The sequence below is a fragment of the Streptomyces cyslabdanicus genome, from assembly GCF_052663305.1.
This window is the reverse complement of sequence record NZ_JBQRUW010000060.1, coordinates 1-23,811: the sequence shown is the minus strand read 5'-3', so window position 1 is coordinate 23,811 and position 23,811 is coordinate 1. Positions and strand designations below refer to the sequence as shown.

At 71.4% G+C, this 23,811-nt stretch carries 20 protein-coding genes; 18 read left to right on the top strand and 2 right to left on the bottom strand.

The window, feature by feature from the left end; genetic code table 11:
* Window positions 1-51: 51 nt before the first annotated feature.
* A complete protein-coding gene (locus ACTYVM_RS31375) occupies window positions 52-1,734 on the top strand; it encodes a 1-deoxy-D-xylulose-5-phosphate synthase N-terminal domain-containing protein (protein WP_445529222.1) in 1,683 nt (560 codons plus the stop codon).
* A 46-nt stretch (window positions 1,735-1,780) separates the two neighbouring features.
* Here ACTYVM_RS31375 and ACTYVM_RS31370 read toward each other — a convergent pair whose 3' ends face one another.
* Window positions 1,781-3,319: an MFS transporter gene (locus ACTYVM_RS31370; protein WP_445529221.1), complete on the bottom strand. Its 1,539-nt coding sequence runs from the start codon at window positions 3,317-3,319 to the stop codon at window positions 1,781-1,783.
* A gap of 257 nt (window positions 3,320-3,576) precedes the next feature.
* On the opposite strand from ACTYVM_RS31370, the gene ACTYVM_RS31365 reads away from it, so the two are divergent.
* The 4 genes from ACTYVM_RS31365 to ACTYVM_RS31350 all read left to right on the top strand — a co-directional run bounded on the left by ACTYVM_RS31365 (window position 3,577) and on the right by ACTYVM_RS31350 (window position 8,489).
* Window positions 3,577-4,860, top strand: a complete 1,284-nt coding sequence (locus ACTYVM_RS31365) for an FAD-dependent oxidoreductase (protein ID WP_445529220.1) — start codon at window positions 3,577-3,579, stop codon at window positions 4,858-4,860.
* Window positions 4,857-6,083, top strand: a complete 1,227-nt coding sequence (locus ACTYVM_RS31360) for a cytochrome P450 (RefSeq protein WP_445529219.1) — start codon at window positions 4,857-4,859, stop codon at window positions 6,081-6,083. Before ACTYVM_RS31365 ends, ACTYVM_RS31360 begins: the two co-directional genes overlap by 4 nt.
* Window positions 6,084-6,148: 65 nt before the next feature.
* Complete coding sequence (locus tag ACTYVM_RS31355) at window positions 6,149-6,529, top strand: YrdB family protein (RefSeq protein ID WP_445529218.1); 381 nt, start codon at window positions 6,149-6,151, stop codon at window positions 6,527-6,529.
* Window positions 6,530-6,572: 43 nt separating this feature from the next.
* Window positions 6,573-8,489, top strand: a complete 1,917-nt coding sequence (locus ACTYVM_RS31350; RefSeq protein WP_445529217.1) for an HAD-IIIC family phosphatase — start codon at window positions 6,573-6,575, stop codon at window positions 8,487-8,489.
* A 93-nt stretch (window positions 8,490-8,582) separates the two neighbouring features.
* On the opposite strand, the gene ACTYVM_RS31345 is transcribed toward ACTYVM_RS31350, so the two are convergent.
* On the bottom strand, window positions 8,583-9,044 hold the full coding sequence (locus ACTYVM_RS31345; RefSeq protein WP_445529216.1) for an SRPBCC family protein: 462 nt from the start codon (window positions 9,042-9,044) through the stop codon (window positions 8,583-8,585).
* Between the two features lie 229 nt (window positions 9,045-9,273).
* On the opposite strand from ACTYVM_RS31345, the gene ACTYVM_RS31340 reads away from it, so the two are divergent.
* The 13 genes from ACTYVM_RS31340 (at window position 9,274) to ACTYVM_RS31280 (ending at window position 23,734) form a co-directional block, all read left to right on the top strand.
* Window positions 9,274-11,034 (top strand): fatty acyl-AMP ligase, encoded by a 1,761-nt coding sequence (locus tag ACTYVM_RS31340; RefSeq protein ID WP_445529215.1) that lies wholly within the window; start codon window positions 9,274-9,276, stop codon window positions 11,032-11,034.
* A gap of 1 nt (window position 11,035) precedes the next feature.
* Window positions 11,036-12,847: an acyl-CoA dehydrogenase family protein gene (locus tag ACTYVM_RS31335; RefSeq protein ID WP_445529214.1), complete on the top strand. Its 1,812-nt coding sequence runs from the start codon at window positions 11,036-11,038 to the stop codon at window positions 12,845-12,847.
* A complete protein-coding gene (locus ACTYVM_RS31330; RefSeq protein ID WP_445529213.1) occupies window positions 12,841-14,604 on the top strand; it encodes an acyl-CoA dehydrogenase family protein in 1,764 nt (587 codons plus the stop codon). The genes ACTYVM_RS31335 and ACTYVM_RS31330 overlap by 7 nt, the downstream gene beginning before the upstream one ends.
* A 45-nt stretch (window positions 14,605-14,649) precedes the next feature.
* On the top strand, window positions 14,650-14,943 hold the full coding sequence (locus ACTYVM_RS31325; protein ID WP_445529212.1) for an acyl carrier protein: 294 nt from the start codon (window positions 14,650-14,652) through the stop codon (window positions 14,941-14,943).
* Window positions 14,943-17,945 (top strand): type I polyketide synthase, encoded by a 3,003-nt coding sequence (locus ACTYVM_RS31320; protein WP_445529211.1) that lies wholly within the window; start codon window positions 14,943-14,945, stop codon window positions 17,943-17,945. The genes ACTYVM_RS31325 and ACTYVM_RS31320 overlap by 1 nt, the downstream gene beginning before the upstream one ends.
* Window positions 17,942-18,976: a 3-oxoacyl-ACP synthase III family protein gene (locus ACTYVM_RS31315; protein WP_445529210.1), complete on the top strand. Its 1,035-nt coding sequence runs from the start codon at window positions 17,942-17,944 to the stop codon at window positions 18,974-18,976. Before ACTYVM_RS31320 ends, ACTYVM_RS31315 begins: the two co-directional genes overlap by 4 nt.
* The gene (locus ACTYVM_RS31310) at window positions 18,973-19,218 is read left to right on the top strand and encodes an acyl carrier protein (protein ID WP_445529209.1); all 246 of its coding nucleotides are present in this window, start codon (window positions 18,973-18,975) and stop codon (window positions 19,216-19,218) included. The genes ACTYVM_RS31315 and ACTYVM_RS31310 overlap by 4 nt, the downstream gene beginning before the upstream one ends.
* Window positions 19,215-20,096 (top strand): 2-oxo acid dehydrogenase subunit E2, encoded by an 882-nt coding sequence (locus tag ACTYVM_RS31305; protein ID WP_445529208.1) that lies wholly within the window; start codon window positions 19,215-19,217, stop codon window positions 20,094-20,096. The genes ACTYVM_RS31310 and ACTYVM_RS31305 overlap by 4 nt, the downstream gene beginning before the upstream one ends.
* Window positions 20,002-20,880, top strand: a complete 879-nt coding sequence (locus ACTYVM_RS31300) for a 4'-phosphopantetheinyl transferase family protein (protein ID WP_445529207.1) — start codon at window positions 20,002-20,004, stop codon at window positions 20,878-20,880. Before ACTYVM_RS31305 ends, ACTYVM_RS31300 begins: the two co-directional genes overlap by 95 nt.
* Window positions 20,881-21,010: 130 nt before the next feature.
* Window positions 21,011-21,460 (top strand): DUF4260 family protein, encoded by a 450-nt coding sequence (locus tag ACTYVM_RS31295; RefSeq protein WP_445529206.1) that lies wholly within the window; start codon window positions 21,011-21,013, stop codon window positions 21,458-21,460.
* Between the two features lie 18 nt (window positions 21,461-21,478).
* On the top strand, window positions 21,479-22,585 hold the full coding sequence (locus tag ACTYVM_RS31290; protein ID WP_445529205.1) for an alpha/beta fold hydrolase: 1,107 nt from the start codon (window positions 21,479-21,481) through the stop codon (window positions 22,583-22,585).
* Complete coding sequence (locus ACTYVM_RS31285) at window positions 22,578-22,760, top strand: hypothetical protein (RefSeq protein WP_445529204.1); 183 nt, start codon at window positions 22,578-22,580, stop codon at window positions 22,758-22,760. The genes ACTYVM_RS31290 and ACTYVM_RS31285 overlap by 8 nt, the downstream gene beginning before the upstream one ends.
* A 5-nt stretch (window positions 22,761-22,765) precedes the next feature.
* Window positions 22,766-23,734, top strand: a complete 969-nt coding sequence (locus ACTYVM_RS31280) for an alpha/beta fold hydrolase (protein ID WP_445529203.1) — start codon at window positions 22,766-22,768, stop codon at window positions 23,732-23,734.
* Window positions 23,735-23,811 lie beyond the last annotated feature (77 nt).

Here is a 23,811-nt window from a genome sequence, read left to right as displayed (position 1 = left end):
TCCGCTTTCCCGATCCCCGTCCCGGCCGGTCCCGATCAAGGAAAGAGTGCCTTGTCACCGACAGCGCAGACCCACACGCCACTGCTCGCCGAAGTGCACGGCCCCCACGACGTACGCGCACTTGCCCCACAGCGCCTCTCCCAGCTCGCCGCCGAACTTTGCGCCGCGGCGGGCGGCCGCCCCGGAACAGCAGAGCTGGCCATCGCCCTGCACCGTGTCTTCGACGCCCAGCGCGACCATGTGGTGTGGGAGGACGAGGCTCTCGCGCGCCCGTACCGGCTCCTGGCCCCGGATTCCACTGCTGGCGGGGCCGCACGGCACACCGGATCCGTCGTGCAGGCCGATCGTGCCGGGCACGCGGACGGCGCGGCCCTCGCGTACGCGGAGGGGACGGCCCGGGCCCTGCGGCTACGCGGCCGCCCCGAACATGTGGTCGCGGTCGTGAACGCCTCAACCGTGGCGGACGGCGCCACCCTGCGCGGCCTGGCCGCCGAATCGGGGCTGCGCCTGGTAGTCGTCGTCCTTACCGACGGCGGGCAGCCGCTAGCGCCCGACGGCTCCTGGCCCGGTGCGGCCGTCCTGCGGCACGCCCGCACGCTCGGGGGGCCGCTGGCCAGCCCGCTGCGCGCGGCCGGCCGGGGGCTGCTCGAGCGCCTGGATCCACTGGCCGCGGCGGTCCCCGCGGGCCTGCGTCCGAGCCCGTACGAGGTGGTCGACGGCCGGAGCACCGCACGATTGGAGGCTGCCCTGCGTACCGCCGGGTCGGCGGGCCGCCCCGTGGTCGTGCACAGCATGACGCGGGCGGCCGAGGAGAGCGTGCCACGGCCCACCACGGGCGACCGATCATGGACCTCGCTCCTCGCCACAGAACTCGCGCGGGCCGGCATGCGGCATCCGGAGGCCGTGGCCGTCCGGGCGACGGCCCGGCCGGCCGATGAGTTGGCGCTGTTCGCCGACCGTTACCCGGACCGGGTGGTCGACTGCTCGCACGGCCCCCGGCTCTCCGCTGTCCGCGCCACCGGTCTGGCCGCCGGCGGGCTACACCCGGTGCTGACGGTGCCGGACGGCTTGCTGGGGCAGGTTCTGGGGCAGCTCGTGCCGGACCGCATGCGGCCGTCGTGCGGGGCTACCCTGATCTACCGCGAGGCAGGCCCGCCCGAGGGCGGGGACTCGACGGTCCTGTCCGCGCCGGTCCCCGGGCTGCGCTGCGCCAACCCGCGCGACGGCTCCCGGCTGCGCGCCGAGCTGGACCGCGCGCTCGCCCGCGACGACGCGCCCACGGTGCTGTACGTTCCCCGCGGCTCCGCCGCACCCGACGTCGACGCCCTCTCCCAGGAGCAGGGCGTCGACGTCCTCTACGCCGGCCCCGGCGGGCACCGCGACGTCCTCATCGTGTCCGTCGGGGCGTCGGCCGGGGTGTGTCTCGCCGCAGCCGAGCTGCTCGCGGAGCACGGCGTCGTGGCCACGGTCGTCGACCCGGTCCAGCTTGTGCCGCTTCCGCACGGGCTCGCCGAGCTCTCGGGCACCCACCGCCTGTGCGCCGTCGTCGAGGACGAGCGCGGCATCCGCACCGTGGCGCCGGCCCTGGCCCAGCACCGCGCGACCGTGCTTCCGGTGCGCTACCGCATCGCTTCCGGCCATCCGCTCTCGGACGCCGCGAGCTCCGTCGCGCAGAACGTGGTCCTGCGGCTGACGGAGCTGGGTAGGTTCGGCGGGCAGGCCCTCGGGCTCTGACGTGGCGGCGGGCACCGTCCCGGTCCCTGGTTGTATCTGTCTGGGGTCAGCCGCCGACCCGTTCCGGGCGGGGCTCCCGCACGGCGCCGGTCTCCTGGACGTGCGCAGGAGCAGGGACGGTCGGAGCCGGGGCCGCGTCGGCGGCGGCATCGGCGGCGTCCGGCGGCACGATCACACCGCGCCGGAACCCGAAGAGACCGTTGACCACGGACAGCGCCAGGAAGACCAACAGGACGGTGAAGGCCGCCTGCAGTCCGTGCACGAACGCGACATGCGGGCCGGCACCCGCGGCTGTCTGCGAGGCGACCCGGTTGTTGAGCACCGTGACGCTGATGGCGATACCGAATGCGGCGCCGATCTGCGTCGAGGCGTTGAGCAGCGCCGACGTTGTGCCCGCGTCCTCGTCGGTGGCCTCGGAGGTGCCCACCATGGGTGTGGGAATGAGGCAGCACACGAGCGCCACGCCGAACAGCGCCGTGACGGGCAGAAGGAACTGCCAGTAGCCGCTGTGCACCGGCATCCGGGTCAGCATGGCGAGCGTCGCGGCGAACGCGACGGCACCGGTCAGATACATCTTCTGCGGTCCGGTTCGCCCGATCAGGTTCGACGCGAGCGGCGCGAGGACCATGAAGGCGATAGTCACCGGCAGATACGCAAGGCCGGTCTGCAAGGGGCTGTACCCGAGCACTCCCTGCATCCACAGCGGCAGCAGGAAGAAGATCGGCATCATCATGGCCGCAGTGAGGAACTCCCCGAGGCCACCGGCCACCACGGACCGCGTCCGGAACAGCCGCAGCGGCACGAGCGGTGCGGCGCTGCGACGCTCCACGACGACGAAGGCGACGAGCAGCGCCACGGCCGCAGCCAGCGAGCCGAAGGTCCGCCAGTCCGTCCATCCGCGGTCGCTGCTGGTCACGGTCCCGTACACGAGCAGCAGCAGTCCGCCGGTGGCCGTTACTGCACCCGCCAGGTCCTTGGGCGGACGCTCACCCGACGGCCGGGGCAGCTTGATGAGGGCGACAGCGGCCGCGCCGACGATCAGCCCGACCGGCACGTTGATCCAGAACGCCCACCGCCAGTCGGCGTCGACAATGGCGCCGCCCAGGATGGTGCCGATGCCGGCGCCGATCCCGATGACCGCGCCCCACACGCCGAACGCCTTCGCCCGTTCCTTGGCGTCCGGGAACACCGTCACCAGGATGGAGAGCGAGGCCGGCGAGAGCGCTGCCGCGCCGATCCCCTGCAGTGCGCGCGCCGTCAGCAGCGCGCCTTCGGATTCGGCGAGGCCCGCGCCCAGCGAGGCGAGCGTGAACAGGGCCACGCCGGTCAGGAAGATCACGCGGCGGCCGATGACATCGGCCAGTCGGCCGCCGAGCAGCAGGAGCCCTCCAAAGAGGAGGACGTAGATGTTCATGACCCACTGCAGTCCGGTCGTGGACAGGCCGATGGCTTCCTTCAGCCGCGGGCCCATCACGTTGACCACGGACGAGTCGATGGCGATCACGAACTGGGCAAGTGAAATGACTCCGAGCACCCACCAACGCCGAGGATCCGGTGGGGCGGTTACGGCCGAGTCGGTGTTCATGGGGGGTCTCCTCGCACGCCGGGCCGGGGGGACCGGCCAAGGCTGGATACAGGGGTGGACCGCGCGGCTGCCGCACATGGGCACGGCACGGTATGTCGCAGCAGGGTGCCCGCGCTCTCTTGTGCGGCGCTGAAGCCGGTGGCCATCCGAGGTTGCGGACGGCGGTGCAAGGGGGCCTTTAGGGGGCTGGTGCACGGTGGGGCCGTTCGGACAGCAGGACGTGAACAGCAGGCGGGAACAGGCAGGAAGGGGAAGCCATGGCTGCGGCAGTGTCCGCGCAGGTGTGCGTCGTCGGGGGCGGTCCGGCCGGCTTGACGCTCGCCCTGGAACTGGCCCGGCGCGGCGTCGAGGTCGTGGTCGTCGAACAGAGCGCTCACTTCGACCGGTCGTTCCGAGGCGAGTCCATCTCACCCGACTCGGTGTGGCTGCTGCGCCGGCTCGGCATCCTCGACAAGGTCGAGGACCAGACCCTTGTGACCCGGCGTATGGAGGTCGTGGACGCCGGACGCACCGTACTGTCCGCCGACTTCTCAGCGTTCCGGCAGCCGTCCCCCTACCCGATGGAGCTGCCGCAGCCGCCGCTGCTGGAGGCGCTCGCCGCAGAGGCGGACACCCTGCCGTCGTTCCGCATGCTGCGGCGTGCCAAAGCCGTACGGCTGCTGGAGGAGGGCGGCCGGACCACTGGTGTGGTGGCCCAACTGCCGGACGGCCCTGTGGAGATCGAGGCGGCGCTGACCGTCGCAGCCGACGGCCGGTTCAGCAAGGTCCGGGAGATGGCGCGCATCGCCTACACGAAGATCCCGCTGGAGCGCGACTTCGTGTGGTTCAAGGCGCCGATGCCCGCTGTCTGGGACCTGCACACCTATCGGGTCCGCATCCTCGGCGACCGGCACGGCCTGTTCATCCCCACGGTACCGGACCTGGTGCGGATCGGCTTCAACATCCCCAAGGGCGGCCTGCGGGAGCTGCGCGCCCAGGGCATCGAGGCGCTGCACGCCCGTATCGACGAGCTGGCCCCGCAGGCCGGTCCTGGCGTGCGCGAGCACGTCACCAGCTGGTCCGAGACCACCATGCTGGACATCTTCACCACCGTCGTGCCCACGTGGTGGCGGCCGGGCGTGGCACTGATCGGGGACGCGGCGCACACGCTGACGCCGGTCCTTGGGCAGGGCGTCAACCACGCCATTATCGACGCGGTGACGCTCGCCCCGCTCGTCGCGCGGGCCCTGGCGCGCCCCGGCGCGCCGGGGACACGGCTCGACCGGGCCTGTGCCGCGTTCCAGGGCGCCCGCGAGGCCTCCGTCGCCACAGCGCGCGGTCTGCAACTGCGCCAGGAGAAGGCGTTCTCGCTGGCCTCACCGCCCGCCGTCGCGCTGCGCCGCGCGGCCTACCGAGCCGTCTCCGCCAGCGACCTGCTCAAGCGCCGAATCCTCTCCGGCGTCTATTACCAGCTGCAGCAGTCGGTCGGTCAGGGCCGCACCCTGCTGGACCTGGCCGACCGTTCCGTTTCCCCGTCCCACACAGGAGGACAGCGCTCATGACCGAGCAACTCGTGAAGTCCACTACGCAGGAGGCCGGAGAGGCTCTCGGCTATCCGTTCCCCCGGACCTCACCGCTCGAGCCCTGCCCGCACTACGCGCGACTGCGCGCCACGTCCCCGGTGCAGCAGGTCCGTATGCCGAGCGGCGACCCGGCATACCTGGTCACGACCTACGAAGACGTGCGCACGGTGCTGTCCGACGCCCGCTTCAGCCGCGCCGCCACCACTCGGCCCGACGCGCCGCGCATGGGCAAGGCGACCCAGAACTTCCGCAGCCTGTTGAACATGGACGCGCCCGAACACACCCGGGTACGCAAGCTCGTGTCACGGGAGTTCACCGCGCGCCGGGTCAACGAGCTGCGACCGCGGATCCAGGAGCACACCGACCGTTTCCTGGACGCGATGGAGGCGTCCGGCTCGCCCGCGGACCTGATCCCGGCGCTGGCCTTCCCCCTGCCGGTCACGATGATCTGTGAGCTGCTCGGGGTGCCCTTCGAGGACCGGGAGAAGTTCGGATCCTGGTCGGCGACGTTCCTGGCCGCCGGGTCGCTGCCGGCCGAGGAGGTGCTCGCCTCGCAGGTGGCGCTCCGCGACTATCTGGCCGAGCAGGTCGCGCTCAAGCGCGCGAACCCGGGCTCCGACCTGCTGTCGGCGCTGGTGTCGATCCATGACACGGACGAAGGGCGCCTGGACGAGCAGGAGCTGATCTTCCTGGGGATCTCGCTGCTCGTCGCCGGTCACGAGACGACCGTCAACCAGATCGGCAACAGCGTCCTGGCGCTGCTCACCCACCCTGAGGAGCTGGCCGCGGTCCGCGAGGACCCGGAGCGGATCGGGCGGGCCACCGAGGAGCTGCTGCGGATGTACCCGCCGGGCGACGAGGCGCTGCTGCGGATCGCCCTGGAGGACGTGGAGCTGAGCGGCACCGTGGTACCGGCCGGCAGCGCGGTGTTGCCCTCGCTCGGCTCCGCGAACCGAGACGCCTGCCAGTTCACAAACGCCGACGTCCTGGACATCGACCGCGAGGTCAACCCCCATCTGACGTTCGGCCAGGGCACCCACTACTGCCTGGGCTCCGGTCTCGCCCGCGCCGAGCTGCAGATCGCGGTCGGCACCCTACTGCGCCGCTTCCCGAACCTGCGGCTGGCCGCCGACAAGGATGAACTGCCCAGGCCCGAGGGAAGGTTGGTGCACGGAGTGACCAGCCTTCCGGTCGCCTGGTGACCAGCCGGACACCGACGGTCCCGCACGGGCCCGACAGCGCATCACATGGAAAGAGCAGGATTCGGATGACCACGGGAATCGGCTACCACCCGGCCATGCTCGCCCTCAGGTTCGTGCTTGAGGTGACGGCCCTCGTCTGCTTCGGCTACTGGGCCTGGAAGGCGACCCCCGGCGTGCCGCGGTACTTCACGGTGGCCGCTGCACCGCTTCTGGTGGCCGTCGTCTGGGGCGTGTTCGCCACGCCGGGTGACGCGTCGCGCAATGGCGAGGCCGTCGTCGCGACGGCGGGAGGCGTGCGGCTTCTCCTCGAACTCGCCGTGTTCTTCGGAGGCGCCAGCGCGCTGTACGCGGCCGGCGCCCGCACCCAGGCCGTGGTGCTCACCGCGGTCCTCGTCGCCTACCACGCCGCGTCCCTCGACCGGATCGCCTGGCTGCTGCGGCACTGACCCGGCAACCGGCACCGGTCCGCATCGACAGGAGAAGACAGACGTGACCCAAGCAGTGACGACCGACGAGGCCACCCCCCTCGGGCCGCTGGACCGGCTGCGCGCCCTGCACCAGGGGGGCCGCATCGCGGACGCCTACTCGGAGATCGGCCCTCTGCTAAACGAACTCTGCGTGCCCAAGGCCGACTTCGCTGCGTTGGCACGCGCGGGGCGGTTGCTGGCGCGCACCGCCCCGGACCAGATCGTGCAGCGGCACCCGCAGGCGACACCTCTCCGGGTGGCGGTGACGGGGCACGGCATGCTGGACGCTCTGTCGCCGGCGCTGACCGCCCAGTTCGCACGGCACGGCATACCCGTACGGATCGACGAGCCCGAGTACGACGCGTGGTTGCGGGACCTGCAGGACCCCGCGAGCCCGCTGTACGAGCCAGAGACCGCGCTAGCCCTATGCGTTCTGGACGCACAAATCGTCTTCGACGAGCTGCCGCTGCCGTGGACCGCGACGGATGCGGTCGCGGCTCTGGAAGCCAGATTGAAGCAGCTGACCGCGCTGGTGGCCCGGTACGGCGAACACGGGCCCGGCACTCTCGTGCTCAACACCCTGCCGCTGCTCGCCACCCACACACGCCAGCTGTTGGACCATGCGAGCCGGGCCGAACTATCGGCATCCTGGCGGGAGTTCAACGCCGGGCTGTTGCGCCTCGCGGCCGCCCATCCACGGCTTCACGTGGTCGACCTCGACGTTCTGGTCGCCGAGTCGGGGCCGGTGCGCGACCCCCGGCTCGCCTGCTACGCCAAGGTCCACCTCGGCGAGGAGCTCCTGGGCCGCTACGCCCAGGAGGTCGCCCATCTGGGCCGGGCGCTGCACGGCCGGGCGAAGAAGGTTCTCGTGGTGGATCTTGACAACACCTTGTGGGACGGAATTCTGGGGGACGACGGCCCCGACGGTATCGCGGCCGCCACCACCTACCGCGGCGAGGCGTTCGGCCGGTTCCAGAAGATCGTCAAGCAGATCGGCGCGCAGGGCGTGCTGCTCGCGGTGAGCAGCAAGAACGACAAGGAGCTCGTCCTGAGCACGCTGCGCGACCACCCGGACATGGTGCTGCGTGAGAGCAACTTCGCCCGGATCAACGCCAACTGGGAGCCCAAGCACGGAAACCTACGGGACATCGCGGCGCGGCTGAACCTGGGCGTCGACAGTTTCGTCTTCGCCGACGACTCGCCGTTCGAGTGCGGTCTGGTGAACGTGTCACTGCCGGAGGTCGCCGTGGTGCAGCTCGACGACGAGCCGGCGCTGCACGTGGACCGGCTGCTCGCGGACGGCTGGTTCGACGTGCGGAGCCTGACCGCGGAGGACCGGCTGCGTGCCCAGCAGTACCGTGCCGAGGCCGAGCGGCAGGATCTCGAGGCCGCATCCGGTTCGATGGAGGAGTATCTGCGAGCGCTGAACATCCGCCTGGAGATCTCCGCCGTACGCGATCACGAGGTGGCCAGGATCGCCCAGATCACGCTGCGGACCAACCAGTTCAACCTCACCACGCTGCGGCTGCAGCAGGCCGAGGTGCAACAGCGGCGCGAGGACCCGAACCACCTGGTCCTCGCTGTGCGCACCCGGGACCGGTTCGGCGACAACGGTGTCGTCGGGGCGGTCTTCGCCCACCGGGAAGGCGACGTGCTGCATGTCGACAACATGCTACTCAGCTGCCGCGTCTTCGCCCGGGGCATCGAGCAGGCGACCCTGTCCTCGGTCCTCGCGTACGCCCGGGACACCGGCGCCACGGCCGTGCGCGCCCGCTACCGGCCCACCGCCAAGAACCACCGGGTCCGCGACTTCTACCCGTCGCTCGGCTTCACGGCCAGTACCGAAGGGCCCGACGGTGAGCTGGCGTTCACACACGATCTGACCAGTATCACGCCGGTGCCCGGACATCTGGCCCTCGACACCGATCTCGGCGACTGAGCGAGACGGTACCGGCTCTCCCACTACGTCCCGCGCCCCACCGACTCCTGGCGCCCGCCCATCCCCCGGGGCGGGCGCCAGGTCATTGCCGCGTCAGCTGTCTTCCGCACGGGGACGGCCCCCGACGCCGGATTCGACCCGGGTTCGCAGCCCGTCGTTGAGGTCCGTGAAGCGACCCACCGTCTGCCGGATGATCTTCTGTGTGAACGGCACCAGCAGGCCGGAGAACGACTCGGCCTGCACCAGGAGCGTGCCGCCGCCGGGCCGCTCGGTCAGCTCGAAGGAGTGTTCTCCGTCGAAGATGCCCGGCAGCAGCAGTCGGCCGCGCCAGCGCAGCAGCCGTCCGGGCTCGGCCACCAGCACGGTGGGCCGGATACCCAAGTGCCGGCCGTTGGCCTGCCTGAAAGTGAGGTCGAGCTGGTGCCCCGGCTCGACGCGCCCCACCGCCTTGACGATGAAGGGGTTCCACTCAGGGAAGCGCTCGAAATCGGTGAGCACGGCCCAGACCTCGTAGGGAGAGGCGTCGATCACGACCTCTGTAGAGATTCGGCGCACCAGCGGTTCTCCTTCCGCGACCCCGGAGCGGGCCGCCGCAGACACGTGCTGTCACGCTATCCGCTCGGTGGTCCGAGCCCCAGGGCGTCTCCGTCTCGCACAAGCGTCGCCTTAGGGGGCCGTCGGAGCATCACCCTTGCCCAAGCAGCCTCGCCGGCGCAACGCCAGCGGATCCTGGAGAGGTCAGGGAACGACGTTGACATCCTTTCCCACATTCACGGAACTGGTATTGGCGCGCACCGACGCGCTCGGCCCCAAGGACGCCTTCATCTTCCTGCCCAACGACGCCAAGGGCTCGGTCCCGCAGCATCTGACGTACGCGCGGCTCGACCAGGAGGCCCGCCGGATCGGCTCCTGGCTCCAGGAGAACGGCGCCACAGGGCGGCAGGTGCTGCTTCTGTACCCGTCGGGCCTGGACTTCGTCAAGGCCTTCGTCGGCTGCCTGTACGCCGGGGCCGTCGCGGTCCCCGCACCGCTCCCCACCGAGCAGGGCAATCACTTCACCCGGGTCACGAGCATCCTGCAGGACGCGCAGGCCCGTGCCGTGCTCACCGACTCCACCAGCGCCCCGGAGATATCGGCCTGGCTGCGCGCCGAGCAGATGCACGACGTGCTCTGCCTGGCCACCGACGCCGACGACTACGGCGACCCGGCCGCGTGGCACGAGCCCGAACTGACCGGTGATGACCTGGCGTTCCTGCAGTACACTTCGGGCTCGACCAGCGAGCCCAAGGGCGTCATGGTCTCGCACCGCAACCTGCTCGCCAACGAGCAGGCCATCAAGAATTCCGTCGGTTCCGACTCGAACACCCGCTTCGGCGGCTGGCTGCCCTTCTACCACGACATGGGGCTGATCGGGCACATCCTGCAGCCGCTGTTCCTGGGCGGCTCAGCGGCCCTGATGTCGCCAGTGTCATTCCTCAAGCGGCCGCACCGCTGGCTGCAGATGATCGGCGACTACAAGGTCACCATCGGCGGCGGCCCCAACTTCGCGTACGACCTGTGTCTGCGCCGGGTCACGGACGAGCAGCTGGCCACGCTCGACCTGTCCAGCTGGCAGGCCGCCTGCAACGGCGCCGAGCCGATCCGCGTCGAGACCATCCGCGCCTTCACCGAGCGGTTCGGCCCCGCAGGGTTCAAACCCGAGACGTTCTTTCCCTGCTACGGCATGGCGGAGACGACCCTGTTGGTCTCCGGAACCCCGCGCGGCACCCGTCCGGTGGTGCTCTCGGTCGACTCCGAGGCGCTGGAGTCGGGCCGGCTCGCCGACCCGCGCGACCAGGCGCCCAGCCGCACCCTGGTCAGCAGCGGCATCGTCAGGGGCGAGGACTTCGACGTGCGGATCGTGGACACCGAGACGTTCCAGGAGCAGCCCGAGGGCAGCGTCGGCGAGATCTGGGCCAAGGGCGCCTCCGTGGCCTCCGGTTACTGGCAGCGGCCACTGACCAACAAGGAGATCTTCGACGCGGCCATCGCGGACGGCAAGGGCGGCCAGGACGAGGGCGGCTGGCTGCGCACCGGCGACCTGGGTGTGCGGGAGGATGGCCAGCTGTATGTCACCGGCCGCCTCAAGGAGCTGGTCATCTTCGCCGGGCGGAACCTGTACCCGCAGGACATCGAGCGGGCCGTGCAGGGCACCGACAAGGCGCTCGGTATCGGCGCCGGTTCGGTGTTCGCCGTCGAGACCACTGACCGTGAGCACCTGGTCGTCGTCCAGGAGGTGCGTGCCAGTGCGCTGTCGACCGATCTGCGCACCCTCGCGACCGGCATCCAGGCCTTCATTGGCCGCGAGTTCAACATCCCGGCGGGCAATGTGCTCCTGGTCCGTCCGGGCACGATCCGCAAGACGACCAGCGGCAAGATCCAGCGCACGCTGATGAAGCAGCTGTTCCTCAAAGGCCAGATCACCCCCCTGTACGAGGTGCTGGAGCCCGCCGTGCGGGAAATGGTCGCCGACGCCATCGAGCGTCCGCTGGACACGGTGGCCTGACATGGAACATCCGCCGTACCGACTGGCCGAGGAGCTCGACCGTTTCCTCGGCGACCCCGACGATCCGCAGGCGATCTTCTCGTACGCGCGTACCGTCGCGCTCGACGACGCCGAGGAATTCCCTGCGGACATCTGCCGAAGCCTCCAGGAGTGGGGCCTGTCCGACTACTACGTGCCGGAACGGCACGGCGGAGCGCTCACCAACTACGAGCAGCTGCTGCAGCTCATCCGCACCGTGGCCCGGCGCGATCTGACGACCGCGATCGGCCACGGCAAGACGTACCTGGGCGGCGTCTGTGTCTGGGTGGCCGGCAGCGCCGAGCAGGCGCAACGGCTCGGCGCCGACATCCGCGCCGGCGTCCCGGTCTCCCTCGGCCTGACCGAGCGGGCGCACGGCAGCGACCTGCTCGCCGGTGAGGTCAGTGGCGAGACGCCGCCCCGGCTCCCGGACGGGGGCTGGCTGGTGAGCGGCGAGAAGTGGCTGATCAACAACGCCACCCGTGGTTCGCTCATCTCCTTGCTCACCCGTACGAACCCGGCGGGCGGCCCGCGCGGCTTCAGCGTACTCCTCGTCGACAAGCGGGAGCTGGACGAGCGCACGTACCGGCATCTACCGAAAGTGCACACGCACGGCATCCGCGGCGCCGACATCTCCGGCATCGCCTTCGACGGCGCGAAAGTACCGGCGGGCGCGCTGGTCGGCGCCGAGGGCAGCGGTGTGGAGACCGTCATCAAGGCGTTGCAGCTGACCCGCACCATGTGCGCCGCGCTCTCGCTCGGCGCCGGTGACCACGGGCTGCGCATCGCCCTGGACTTCGCCGAGGAGCGCGAGCTGTACGGGAGGCGCCTGATGGAACTTCCCAAGGCGCGCCGGACGCTGGGCGAGGCCGCCGCCGACGTTCTGCTGCACGAGGCGCTGGCGCTGTTCGCCACACGGGCCGTGCACACCCAGACCGCCGAGATGAGCCTGACCGCGGCGGTCACCAAATACTTGCTGCCGACCGGCACCGAGGAGGTACTCACCGAGCTGACCCGGCTGCTCGGTGCCCGCGCCTTTCTCAAGGACGTGCACGCGCACGGCCGGTTCCAGAAGCTCGAACGGGACCACAGGATCGTGGGGCTGTTCGACGGCAACACCTTGGTGAACCTCAACTCACTGGTGAACCAGTTCCGTTCGCTGGGGCGCGGCCACCGTCGCGCGACCGGCGACACAGCCGGCGCGGCCGCCGCCTATGACCTGGGCGGGCCGCTGCCGGAGCTGGACCCGACGGCTCTGTCCGTCGTCGCACGGCGGGGCAGTGGGGTGATCGCGGGCCTCGGCGCGTCGGTGGCCAGTCTCGAAGAGCAGGCGCGACAGAACCCGGCGCTCGGCCCGGCACTCGACGCGGCCCGCCGACTGCTCGGCGCCACCGACGCGGTGCATGAGGAGATGACGGCGCAGCAGGACGTCCTGACGGATGTGCCGCCCGCCGCCTTCGAGACGGCTCGCCGCTACGCGCTGTGTTACGCGGGCGCCGTCTGTACGGGCCTGTGGGCGGCGAACGCGGACGAGCTCGCCGCCGATCCGGCCGTCGGCGCGCTGTGGCAGGACGGTCTGTGGCTGCACGGCGCGCTGGAGCGCATCCTGGTCCGGCTCGACCCGGGCCCCCCACGGGACGCCGCGCACGACACGTACGAGGAGCTGCTCGCCCAGCTGCGGGCGGCCCGGTCCGCGGGACGGCTGTTCGCGCTGCTGGCACAGCGCTCCCCGGCCGCCCCGGCACGCGAGAAGGCCGCCGCGGCGGCCGGTGAGAACGAGAGGACGTCATGCTGACCGGTTCCCCACCCCACGGGGCGTCCCAGGCGCCCGTCACCGACCAGGAGGCCGAGGTCGCCGCGCGGGTGGCCGAGCTGGAACGCCGCCTGGGCGACCCCAACGACGAGGCCAACGAGGTCTCGTACGCCCGACTGCTGGCAGCCGACGAGGCCGGTGAGATGCCGGTGGCCGGTGAGCGGATCCTCGACGAGGCGGTACTGAACGCGGAGTTCGTGCCGCGCGAGTACGGCGGCCGGCTCGATCGGATCGACTCGCTGGTGCGCGTCATGCGGCAGGTGTTCCGCCGGGACGTGGCGCTCGGTCTCGGTTACGGCGTGACCTCGTTCATGGCGGGTGTCAATGTGTGGACGGCCGGCTCCACCGAGCAGCGCGAGCGGCTCGCCCGGATCCTGCTGGGCGGCGGCAAGGTGTCGGTCGCGTACCACGAGCTGGCGCACGGCAACGACTTCGTGCGCAATGAGTTCGAGGCACGGCCCGGGCCGGACGGCGGTTTCCTGCTGGCCGGTGAGAAGCAGGTCATCAACAACGCGGACCGGGCCGACGCCTGGGTGCTGTTCAGCCGCACCGACTCGGCGCCCGGCAGCCGCAGCCACTCGGTGGTGCTCGCCGAACGCTCCGCGGTCGACGCCGGCACCTTCCGGGTGCTGCCCCGCTACAGCGCGACCGGGGTGCGCGGCTGCCACCTGTCGGGGCTGCACTTCGAGGACACCCCGGTGGACGCCGACTCGCTCGTCGGCGAGGTCGGCCAGGGCGTTGAACTGGCCCTGCGCGCCTTCCAGATCACCCGCAGCGCAGTGCCCGGCATGGCGCTCGGCGCGGCGGACACGGCGTTGCGCACGGTGGTGTCGTTCGCCCGCGGCCGTGAGCTGTACCGCAAGTCCGTGATGGACATCCCGCACGCCCGGGCCACCCTGTCCGGTGCCTTCCTCGACCTGCTCCTCTGCGACAGCCTCTCGCTGACCGCGACGCGGGCGGTGCATCTGCTGCCCGAGGAGACGAGCGTCTACGCCGCCGCCACCAAGTACCTGTTGCCGAAGATACTCACGGAGACGATGCACGACCTGTCGATCGTGCTCGGCGCCCGGTTCTACGTCCGCGAGGGCGAGTTCGGCATCTTCCAGAAGCACATCAGGGACCTTCCGGTGCTCAGCCTTGGGCACGCGGGATCGGCAGCCTGCCAGGCCACCATCATCCCGCAGCTCGCCCGCCTGGCGCGGCGGTCGTGGTTCTCGGAGGAGCCCGCGCCGGCCACCCTGTTCCGGCAGCGCGAGGACCTGCCGGGCATCGCCTTCGAGCGGCTGACCCTGGCCAGTGGCCGCGACAGGCTCTCCGCCTCGCTGGTCGCCGCCGTCGACACGCTGCCCTCCGGCTCCCCCGAGGAGCGGGCCGTGCACGGCATCGCCCTGAAGCTGATGGACGAGCTGCGCCAGCTGCAGGAGGCCTCGCTCGCGCTGTCCCCACAGGACCGCACGGCGCTGGCCAGCCCCGCCACGTTCGCCCTCGCCGACCGGTACGCGGTACTGCTCGCCGCCGCCTCGGCGATCGGGGTGTGGCAACAGGCGCAGGGCGGGTCCGACCCGTTCCTCGCCGACCCGGCCTGGCTCGCCGCGGTGCTGCACCGACTCGCCGGACGGCTGGGGCAGCGCCCCGCCGACCTGCCGGCGTCCGTCGACACCCGCATCCACGACGAGGTGCAGCGCCGCTTCGAGCAGCGCCGCAGCTACGACCTGTACGACACCCCGCTGGCCGGCTGACCGCGCCTGCGACCGATTTCCGACCGCTTCGCCGAGGAGTGCACCGTGTCCGCTTCGTCTCCCGCTTCGCTCACAGGCCACACCCGTGACTCGCTGATCACCTGGTTGTCCGACCGGATCGCCCTGTACCTGAAGCGGCAGCCCGCCGAGATCGACCCGACCGTGCCGCTGGCCGAGTACGGGCTCGACTCGGTGGCCGCGTTCAGCCTGTGCGGTGACATCGAGGAGGACTTCGACTTCGTCATGGAGCCGACGGCCGCCTGGGACTACCCGACCGTGCAGGCGCTCGCCGACCACCTGCTGGCGGAGTTCGCCACGGCAGAGGGCGGCGCCAGCTGATGGAACCCATCGCCATCGTCGGCATCGACTGCAGGTTCCCCGGGGCGCCGGACACCGGCGCCTACTGGGACCTGCTGATGCGCTCGGGCGACGGGGTCGGCGAGGTGCCCCGGCTGCGCTGGAACGCCGAGGAATTCCACTCGGCGTCCGGCGCCCCGGGCCGCACCAACACCACCAAGGGCGGTTTCATCAGCGACCCCGACGCGTTCGACAACGAGTTCTTCACCATCTCGCCGCGCGAGGCGCAGGCCATGGACCCGCAGCAGCGGCTCCTGCTGCAGTGCTCCTGGCGGGCCGTCGAGGACGCGGGGCTCGCCCCGCAGTCCCTGGCGGGCTCGTCGGCCGGCGTGTTCGTCGGCATCATGGGCAACGAGTGGGCACAACTGCACCTGACCGACTACGACCATGTCACCGCGCAGATCGGCTCGGGCAACGGCTACTGCATGACCGCCAACCGGATCTCGTACCACCTCGATCTGAAGGGCCCCTCACTCGCCGTCGACACCGCCTGCTCGTCGTCGCTGGTCGCCGTGCACCTGGCGACGAACGCCCTGCTGTCCGAGGAGTGCGACATCGCGCTCGCGGGGGGCGTGAACGTCGCGATGACCCCGGCCCTGTCGATCTTCTACACGCAGGCGGGGCTCTCCTCGCCGGACGGCCGGTGCAAGCCGTTCAGCGCGCAGGCCGACGGCATCGGCCGCGGCGAGGGCGTCGGCGTGGTGGTACTGCGACGTCTGAAGGACGCGCTCGCCGACGGACAGCGGGTGTACGCGGTGATCCGCGGCACCGCCGTCAACCAGGACGGGCGCAGCAACGGCATCACCGCGCCCAACCGCTGGGCCCAGCAGGAGGTGCTCGGCGCCGCCTACCGCAGGGCTCGGGTCGAACCGTCCGACGTCACCTTCGTCGAGGGCCACGGCACCGGGACCGCGCTCGGCGACATGATGGAGATCAAGGCGCTCGGCCACCATCACGCGCAGCGCACCGGGAAGCCGTTGGCGCTCGGCTCCGTCAAGGGCAACCTCGGTCACACGGAGGGGGCGGCGGGTATCGCCGGGCTCATCAAGGTGGCGCTCTCCCTGCACCACCGGGTGGTTCCCGCGAGCCGGCACGCGGCCAAGGAGAACCCGGGCCTGAAGCTCCGCGAGCACGGCATCCGTCTGCTGAAGGCGCCACTGCGGCTGCCCGCGCGGGGCGTTGTGGCGGGCCTGAGCAGCTTCGGCATGGGCGGCACGAACGCGCACGCCATCCTGGAGAGCCCCCCGCCCCCCGCCCAGCGCCCCACGGACGACACGGGCGGTATCGGCGCCAGCGTGTTCACCCTGACCGCGCCGGACGCGGACGCGCTGCGCCGCAACCTGGTCGCGCAGGCCGACACCATGGAGCGGGGCCGGACATCGGTGGGGGCGCTCGCCTGGAGCAGCAACAGGGTCAAGACCGGGCACCGCTACCGGTTCGCGGTCGGCGCCGAGGACACCGGGCGGCTCGCGGACCGGCTGCGGGCCGCGGCCGGTGACGACGCCCTGCTGACCCGTCTCGCCGGGCAGCCGACGGCCCGGCCCGAGACGGCGTTCCTGTACACCGGGCAGGGCGCGCAGTACCCGCGGATGACGGCGGGCCTGTACCGGGACTCGGCGCTGTACCGCGGCTTCCTCGACGAGGCGGGCGCGGCGCTTGCCCCGCACACCAGCCGCTCGGTGCGCGATCTGGTCCTGGACGGCGACAAGGACGTCCACCGCACCGAATGGACCCAGCCCGCCCTGTTCGCGGTCGAGTACGCGCTCGGCCGCACCCTGGAGGCGCTCGGCGTGACGCCATCGGCGCTGCTCGGGCACAGCGTCGGCGAGTACGCGGCGGCGGTGCTCGCCGGGGCGCTGCCGCTGGACGGGGCGGCCCGGCTGATCGCCGCGCGCGGCGCGCTGATGCAGCGGCTCCCGCAGGGCGGCGGCATGCTGTCCGTGCGGGCGTCCCGCCAGGAGATGGCGGAACGGATCGCGGACGAGCCTCTGGTCGGGATCGCCTCGGTCAACGGCGCGCGAGCCACGGTCCTCTCCGGCGATCTGGGCGCCCTGGAACGCATCGAGCGGGAGCTGACCGCCGAGGACGTGCGCACTCGACGCTTGCAGGTCTCGCACGCCTTCCACTCACCACTCATGGAACCGATGCTGGAGGAGTTCGCCGCCGTCGCCGACGAGGTGGGCGGCACAGTGCCGCGCCTCCCCGTCTACTCGACGGTGCACGGGCGGCTGCTCGAGGACGAGCCGTTGGACGCCGCGTACTGGGTGGCGCACATCAGCGCACCGGTGCTGTACGCGGACGCGGCCCGCGCCCTGCTGGACGACGGCGTCACGCACGCCGTGGAGATCGGGCCACGCCCGGTGCTCCTGGGCATGCTGCGCACCCTGGGCGCCGGGCCCGCGCAGGTGGTCCCGGTCCCCGACGAGGATGCCGGCGGCGTCCAACTGGCCGATGCGCTCGCCCAGTTGTACTGCGGTGGCGTCGACCCCGACTGGGACGCGGTGTACGCGCCGCGCGACCGGGTCGGCCGGCCGCTCGCCCCGTACGCGTTCAACGGCCGGCACCGTTACTGGGCCGCGCACACCCCGTCTCGCCACGCCACGGCCGGGGTCGCAGCGACTCCGGTGGCCACGGCACCGGCCGCTGCTCCGGCGTCTGAGCCGGTGCGTCCGGCCGTCGCCGTGCTCGGCGCCAGCCACGGCCGGGCCGACGGGCCGGTCGTGCGCGCGGCGGTCGAGGCCGTCGGGCAGGTCGGCGGGTATGCCCCCGACGAGCTCGGCCCCGAGCTGCGGCTCTACGAAGACCTCGGTTTCGACTCCGTGATGGTCATGGAGCTGAAGACGCGCCTCGAGGAACGCCTCACCGGTCTCGGGTCGGTGACCGTCCAGGAGCTGCTGCCGCGGCTCGCCACCATCGGGGACCTCGTCAGTTTCCTCCACGAACTCGACGCCGTCACACCCGGAACGGAAGAGAGGACGGCATGACGCCGCAAGAGACTGCCCCGACCGCCCACCTCGCCGCCATCGGCACCGCCCTGCCGGGCGACCCGGTGGACAACGCCACTCTCGCCAAGGTGCTCGGCGTCAACGAAGAGTGGATCGAGGTCTTCATCGGTACGAAGACTCGGCATTTCGCCCGCGACCTGGCCACCGGTGAGGTCCGCTGGTCGCTCGCCGACCTGTGCGCGAGTGCGGCCCGCAAGGCCCTGGACGCCGGCGCGGTGGACCCTGCGGACATCGACTTCGTCGTCCTCGGCACGGCGACCCCTGACACCCTGATGCCTGCCACCGTCAACAACGTCGTCGACCAGCTGGGGCTTGACCAAGTGCCCACGTTCCAGCTGCAGTCGGGGTGCGCGGGAGCCGTGCAGGCGCTCAGCGTCGCACAGACCATGATCGCCTCTGGCCAGTACCGCAAGGGCCTGGTCATCGGCGGCGACGTGTGCAGCAAGCACCTCGACGTCCAGCGCGACCTGTCCGACGCGGCCCCCAGCGACCTCGTCAACTTCGTGCTCTTCGGGGACGGCGCGGGCGCGGCCGTGCTCACCGACGAGCCGGTCGGGCAGCGGGTCGCGGTGCGCCATGTCCTCAATCGGTTCACCGGCCTGGGCCGCAAGGCCGGCCAGGTCATCGAGTGGTTCGGCCTCGCCGATCGGTACGACGACCGGCAGGCTCTCACCGAGGACTACAAGGCCATCGAGGATGGCGTACCAGTGATGGCCGTGGAGATCCTGTGGGAGCTCCTCGGTGAACTCAACTGGGAGGCAGCTGACTTGGACTATCTGCTGCCGCCACAACTGTCCGGCCGGATGACAGCCAAGATCACCGAGGAACTCGGGGTGCCCACGGCCCGCGAGGTCTCCTGTGTCGCGGACACCGGCAACAACGGCAACGCGCTGCCCTTCCTGCAGATCGCCGGGCTCCTCGACCAGATGCGCGTGGGCGAGAAGGCCCTCGCGGTCGCCGTCGAGTCCAGCAAATGGATCAAAGCCGGTTTCGCCCTGGAGAAGATATGAGCCACACCACCAGCACCTTCAGCATCGACGACTTCACGAGGCTGGTCCGCGACGAGATCGGCATGCCCCTGGAACCCGAGCAGGTGCACGCCGACTTCGACGAACTGCCGGACTGGGACTCCCTCTATCTGCTCAAGCTGGTCACCGCCCTGGAACTGGCAACCGGCCGTCCGGTCCCCATCGGCAAGGTCCTGGAGGCCAGATCCCTGAAAGGCATCTATAACCTGGCGGTGACTGGATGAGCAGCCCATTGCCGCACGGGGCGCACACCGTCGTCGAGCGGCGACGCCGGCACACCCTGTTCTTCCTGGAGTGGGCGAACAGGCAGCGCCCGGTGCACCTGGACACCGACATCGACATGACGCGGATCCTGGAGCACCGGGAGCAGGCCCGCGCCGACGGGCTGCGCTACTCGTACGTGACGTATCTGCTGCACGCCGCGGGCCGCGCGCTCGCCCGCCACCCGGAGGCCAACGCGGTGATGGCGGCGGGCTGGCCGAGCCGGTGGCGCGCACCGCGAATCGTACGGTTCCGCTCGGTGACCGCGAAGCTCGCCCTCGACCGGCCCGTGGACGGTGAACGGGCCGTGCTGTCCGCCCTGTTGCCCGGCCTGGAGCAGGCTTCGCTGCACGAGATCCAGCAACAGGTCGACCGGTACCGGGGGGAGGACGCGGCGCGGTTGCCCGAGTTCAAGGGCGTACGGATGCTGGGGCGGCTGCCGCTGCCGGTGGGCCGGGCCGCGTTCGGCGCCGCGCTGCGCGACGCCCGCAAGCGGCCAGGCGTGTTCGGCACCGTCTCCGTCAGCTCGCTCGGGCACGGCGCGGTCGACGGCTTCCACTCGGCAGGCGGCACCGCCGTCACGCTGTGCGCGGGCCGCGTCGCGCAGCGGCCCGTGGTCGGCGCGGACGGCACCATAGTGGCCGCGCCGGTGATGCGCCTCGGCCTCACCTTCGACCACCGGGTGATCGACGGGGGAACCGCGGCCGACCTTCTGACCGATCTTCACCACACCATGGAGGCCTTCGATGACGGCTCCAGGGGCCACGCCCCCGCCGCGCACACTCGGGGAGCCGATCGTCATCACGGGACCGGGCGGGAACTGGCAGGCAGTCAGAGCTGATCTGGACCGGCACGCGGCCGCGGTCCTCTACGCCCGCCTGGACGACTGGCGTCCGGAGCGGGCCGGAGGGCCGCGGCTGCGGGCGCTGCTCGGCCGGGACTGGGCCCGGTTCCTCGAGCTGACGCACCCCGATGTGCGGACCCGCTTCGCCTCGTCGCGGGTGCTGCTCAAGTTCGCGGCGGCAGCGGCGCTCAACGTGCCGCCGCCCTCAGTGGAGCTGGGCTACACACAATCCGGGCGGCCGTTCCTGCGCGGTTACGACGGAGTGCACATCAGCCTCAGCCACACCGACGAACTCCTTCTGGTGGGCCTCGCCACCGGCGGGGTGATCGGCGTGGACGCCGAGCGCGCGGACCGCACGCTGTACGGTCCCGGTCTCGGCAGGCACCTGTGCACCCCGCACGAGGTCCGGGAGATCGAGGCCATGCCGGAGCAGGACCGCAATCCGGCGCTGGTACGACTGTGGACACTGAAAGAGGCGTACAGCAAGGCGATCGGCCTGGGCATGCAGTTCCGCTTCACCGATTTCGGCTTCCGGCCCGACGGCACCGCTACGGACGTGCTTCAGCCGGACGGGGAGCGCGGCTCGGACGGCGAGTGGACGTTCCGCACGTACACCCTCGACGGCACGTACGTGGTAAGTGTCGCAGTCGGCGACGCCGGGTTCGGGGCCGCCGCCGACACGGCCGCGCACACCGCCCTGGACGCCGGCATCGTCGACGCGCTCTCCGTGGTGCTCGATAACGACGAGGCGGACGGTCCGGAACCGGACGACTGGTGGTGAACACAGCAAGGAGGCCGGGCTGTTGCCCGGCCTCCTTGCTGTGTGGCGCCCGCCGCGTACAAGCGGGCCACAAGCCTCTGCGAGAAGACTCGGCCGTACATCGCGGCCCGCTCACGAGAGGAGACACCGCATGACAGCCGGCCTCGAGATCGCTCGCCCCGCTCCCCGTACCAGCACACCCCCCGCTCCCTCGGGCACCGCCGCCCCCGCCGACCGGTGGACCTGGCGCAGCCCCCGCGGGAGGATGCTCAGCGCCGCCGTGGGAGCCGCCACCTTCGGTACCGGTCTCGCCGTCGGCGGCGTCGCGAGCCTGCCGTTCTGGGTCGCGCTCGCCGCACCGGACCTGGCGTTCCTGCACAAGGGGGCCACGTCGCCGCCAGCCCGCGGCCATCTCTCACCGAACACCGTCCGCCTCTACAACACGCTCCACGACCCACGACTGGCCACCGGTCTGATCGCCGCGGGCGTGCTCACCACGTCCCGGCCGCTGCTGCTCGCGGGGCTGGGCTGGACCACGCACATCGCCATGGACCGGGCGGTCGGCTTCGGTATCCGGCGCCCCGACGGCGCCATCCACTGACTCGACGGACGGGAAGCCATGGACCACCTCGAAGAGCTGACGGAATTTGCGCGACTGCACGCCCGGGGCCAAGGCATGAAGTCGGCCCACGCGGCTGCGGTGCTGGCCAGGATCGACAACGACACCGCGGGCGCCGCTGCCTCCTGGGCCGCCCAGTGGACCGCGGCCGGCAAGGTCGCCGAGGCCCGCGGCGACCTCTTGGACGCCTGCCGGCACTACGCCTTGGCCCGCTTCCCGTACCCCGCCGACGACGACCGGATCCTCGCCCAGCGGCTGTGCGTGACGGCCTTCGAGCGCTGGCAGCAGGAGAAGCAGGGCATCGCGCGCCTCGAGTTCAGCACCGACGACGGCACGTTCACCGCCTGGGCTGCCGGCCTGGACGGGCGCCGGCCGCGACCGCTGCTGATCGTCATGGGCGGCATCGTCAGCGTCAAGGAACAGTGGGCGCCACTGCTGCCGCTCCTGCGCAAGCTGGGCTTCGCCGCGGTGGTGACCGAACTGCCCGGAGTCGGCGAGAACACCCTGCGATACACCCCCAACTCCTGGCGCATGCTCACAGGCCTCCTCGACCGCCTGACGGGCCGCGCGCGCGTCACCGAAACTTCTCTGCTCGCCCTCAGCTTCAGCGGACATCTGGCGCTGCGGGCGGCCGCCCAGGACCGCAGGATCCGCCGGATCCTGACCGTGGGTGCGCCCGTCGCGGACTTCTTCACCGACGAGCAGTGGTGGCCGCGGGTGCCCCGCATCACCGTCGACACGCTGCAGCGCCTCACCCACACCGCCGACGAGGCCGAACTGCGCTCACTGCTCGGCGAGTTCGCGCTCACCCCCCATGAATTGCGAAGGGTCCGCATTCCCGTGCGGTACGTGGTGTCCGGCCGGGACGAGATCATCCCGGCCCGCGACCCGGCGCTGCTGCGCCGCGGCCTCGAGGACGTCCGTTTCAAGGAGTTCGACGACGTCCACGGTTCCCCCGCCCACCTGGGCGCGATGCGCCGCTGGCTGTTCTCGTCCCTGCTGCGGATGCGACTGAGGGGCGCCCCCGACGAGGAACTGGCAGTGCCCGCCGCACGCGACACGTCCGCCACACCCGAACCGATCGACGAAAGGCCTCGCCATGACTGACGTCGCACCGTCCGCGCGCCCCGCCGCCACGGTCCGCCCCTGGCTGTCCCTGGCCTCGCTCGGGGTGACCGAGACCGATCTGACCACCATTCACCACCGGCCCATGGGACCGGCCCGGCTGCCAGGCGAGCACCCGGGAGAGCGGCACCACCGCCGCGGTCACAAGGGGGCCTGACCGCCATGACCTCGCCGACCGGCAGCTCCCAGATCCGGATGCGCTTCCGCACCGTGCACGGGCACCGACGCGCCTTCCGGATGGCGGGCAAGGGCCGGGCCATCCTGCTGATCCACGGTATCGGCGACTCCTCCGACACCTGGCGCGACGTCATGCCCGGCCTGGCCCGCAGTTACCGGGTCATCGCCCCGGACCTGCTGGGCCACGGGGCCTCGGACAAACCGCGCGCGGACTACTCGTTGGCCGCCTACGCCAACGGCATGCGGGACCTGCTCGGTGTGCTGGGCATCGAGCGGGTCACACTGGTGGGGCACTCGCTGGGCGGCGCAGTCGCCATGCAGTTCGCCTACCAGTTCCCCGAGCGCTGCGAACGGCTCGTGCTGGTCGGCACCGGGGGCATCAGCCGCCAGGTCACGCCGCTGCTGCGGGCGGCGACGCTGCCTGGCGCGGGGCTGCTCCTGACGGCGCTGCGGATGCCGACGATGCGCGCCCAAGTCGGCCTGGCTGTCAAGGCGTTGCAGTTCCTGGACACCGGCCTCGGGGTGGACGCACCGGATTTGCTGCGCGTGGTGGACGCGCTGCCCGACGGCATCTCCCGCAACGCCTTCATCCGCACTCTGCGGGCTGTCGTGGACTGGCGCGGCCAGGTCGGCACGATGCTGGACCGCTGCTATCTGGCCCAGGGCATGCCGACAATGCTGGTGTGGGGTGGCCGCGACCAGGTGGTGCCGTCCACGCACGCCGGGCTCGGCCATGTGGCGATGCCCGGCAGCCGCCTGGAGATATTCGAGGACGCCGGGCACTTCCCGTTCCGCACCGACCCCCGGCGCTTCGAGACCGTGTTGCGAGACTTCATCGCGACCACCGAGCCCGCGCAGTACAGCGCCGAGCAGTGGCGGCGGATGCTTCGTACGCGCAAGACGACGGTCCGCGCCCCCGCCCCCGACACGGACCGGGTCACCCGCACGGCCTGACCGTCACCGTGGGGGGGGGGGGGGGGGGGGGGTAGGGATATGGGAGGAAAGGAATGTATAAAATCCTTTACTTTCAA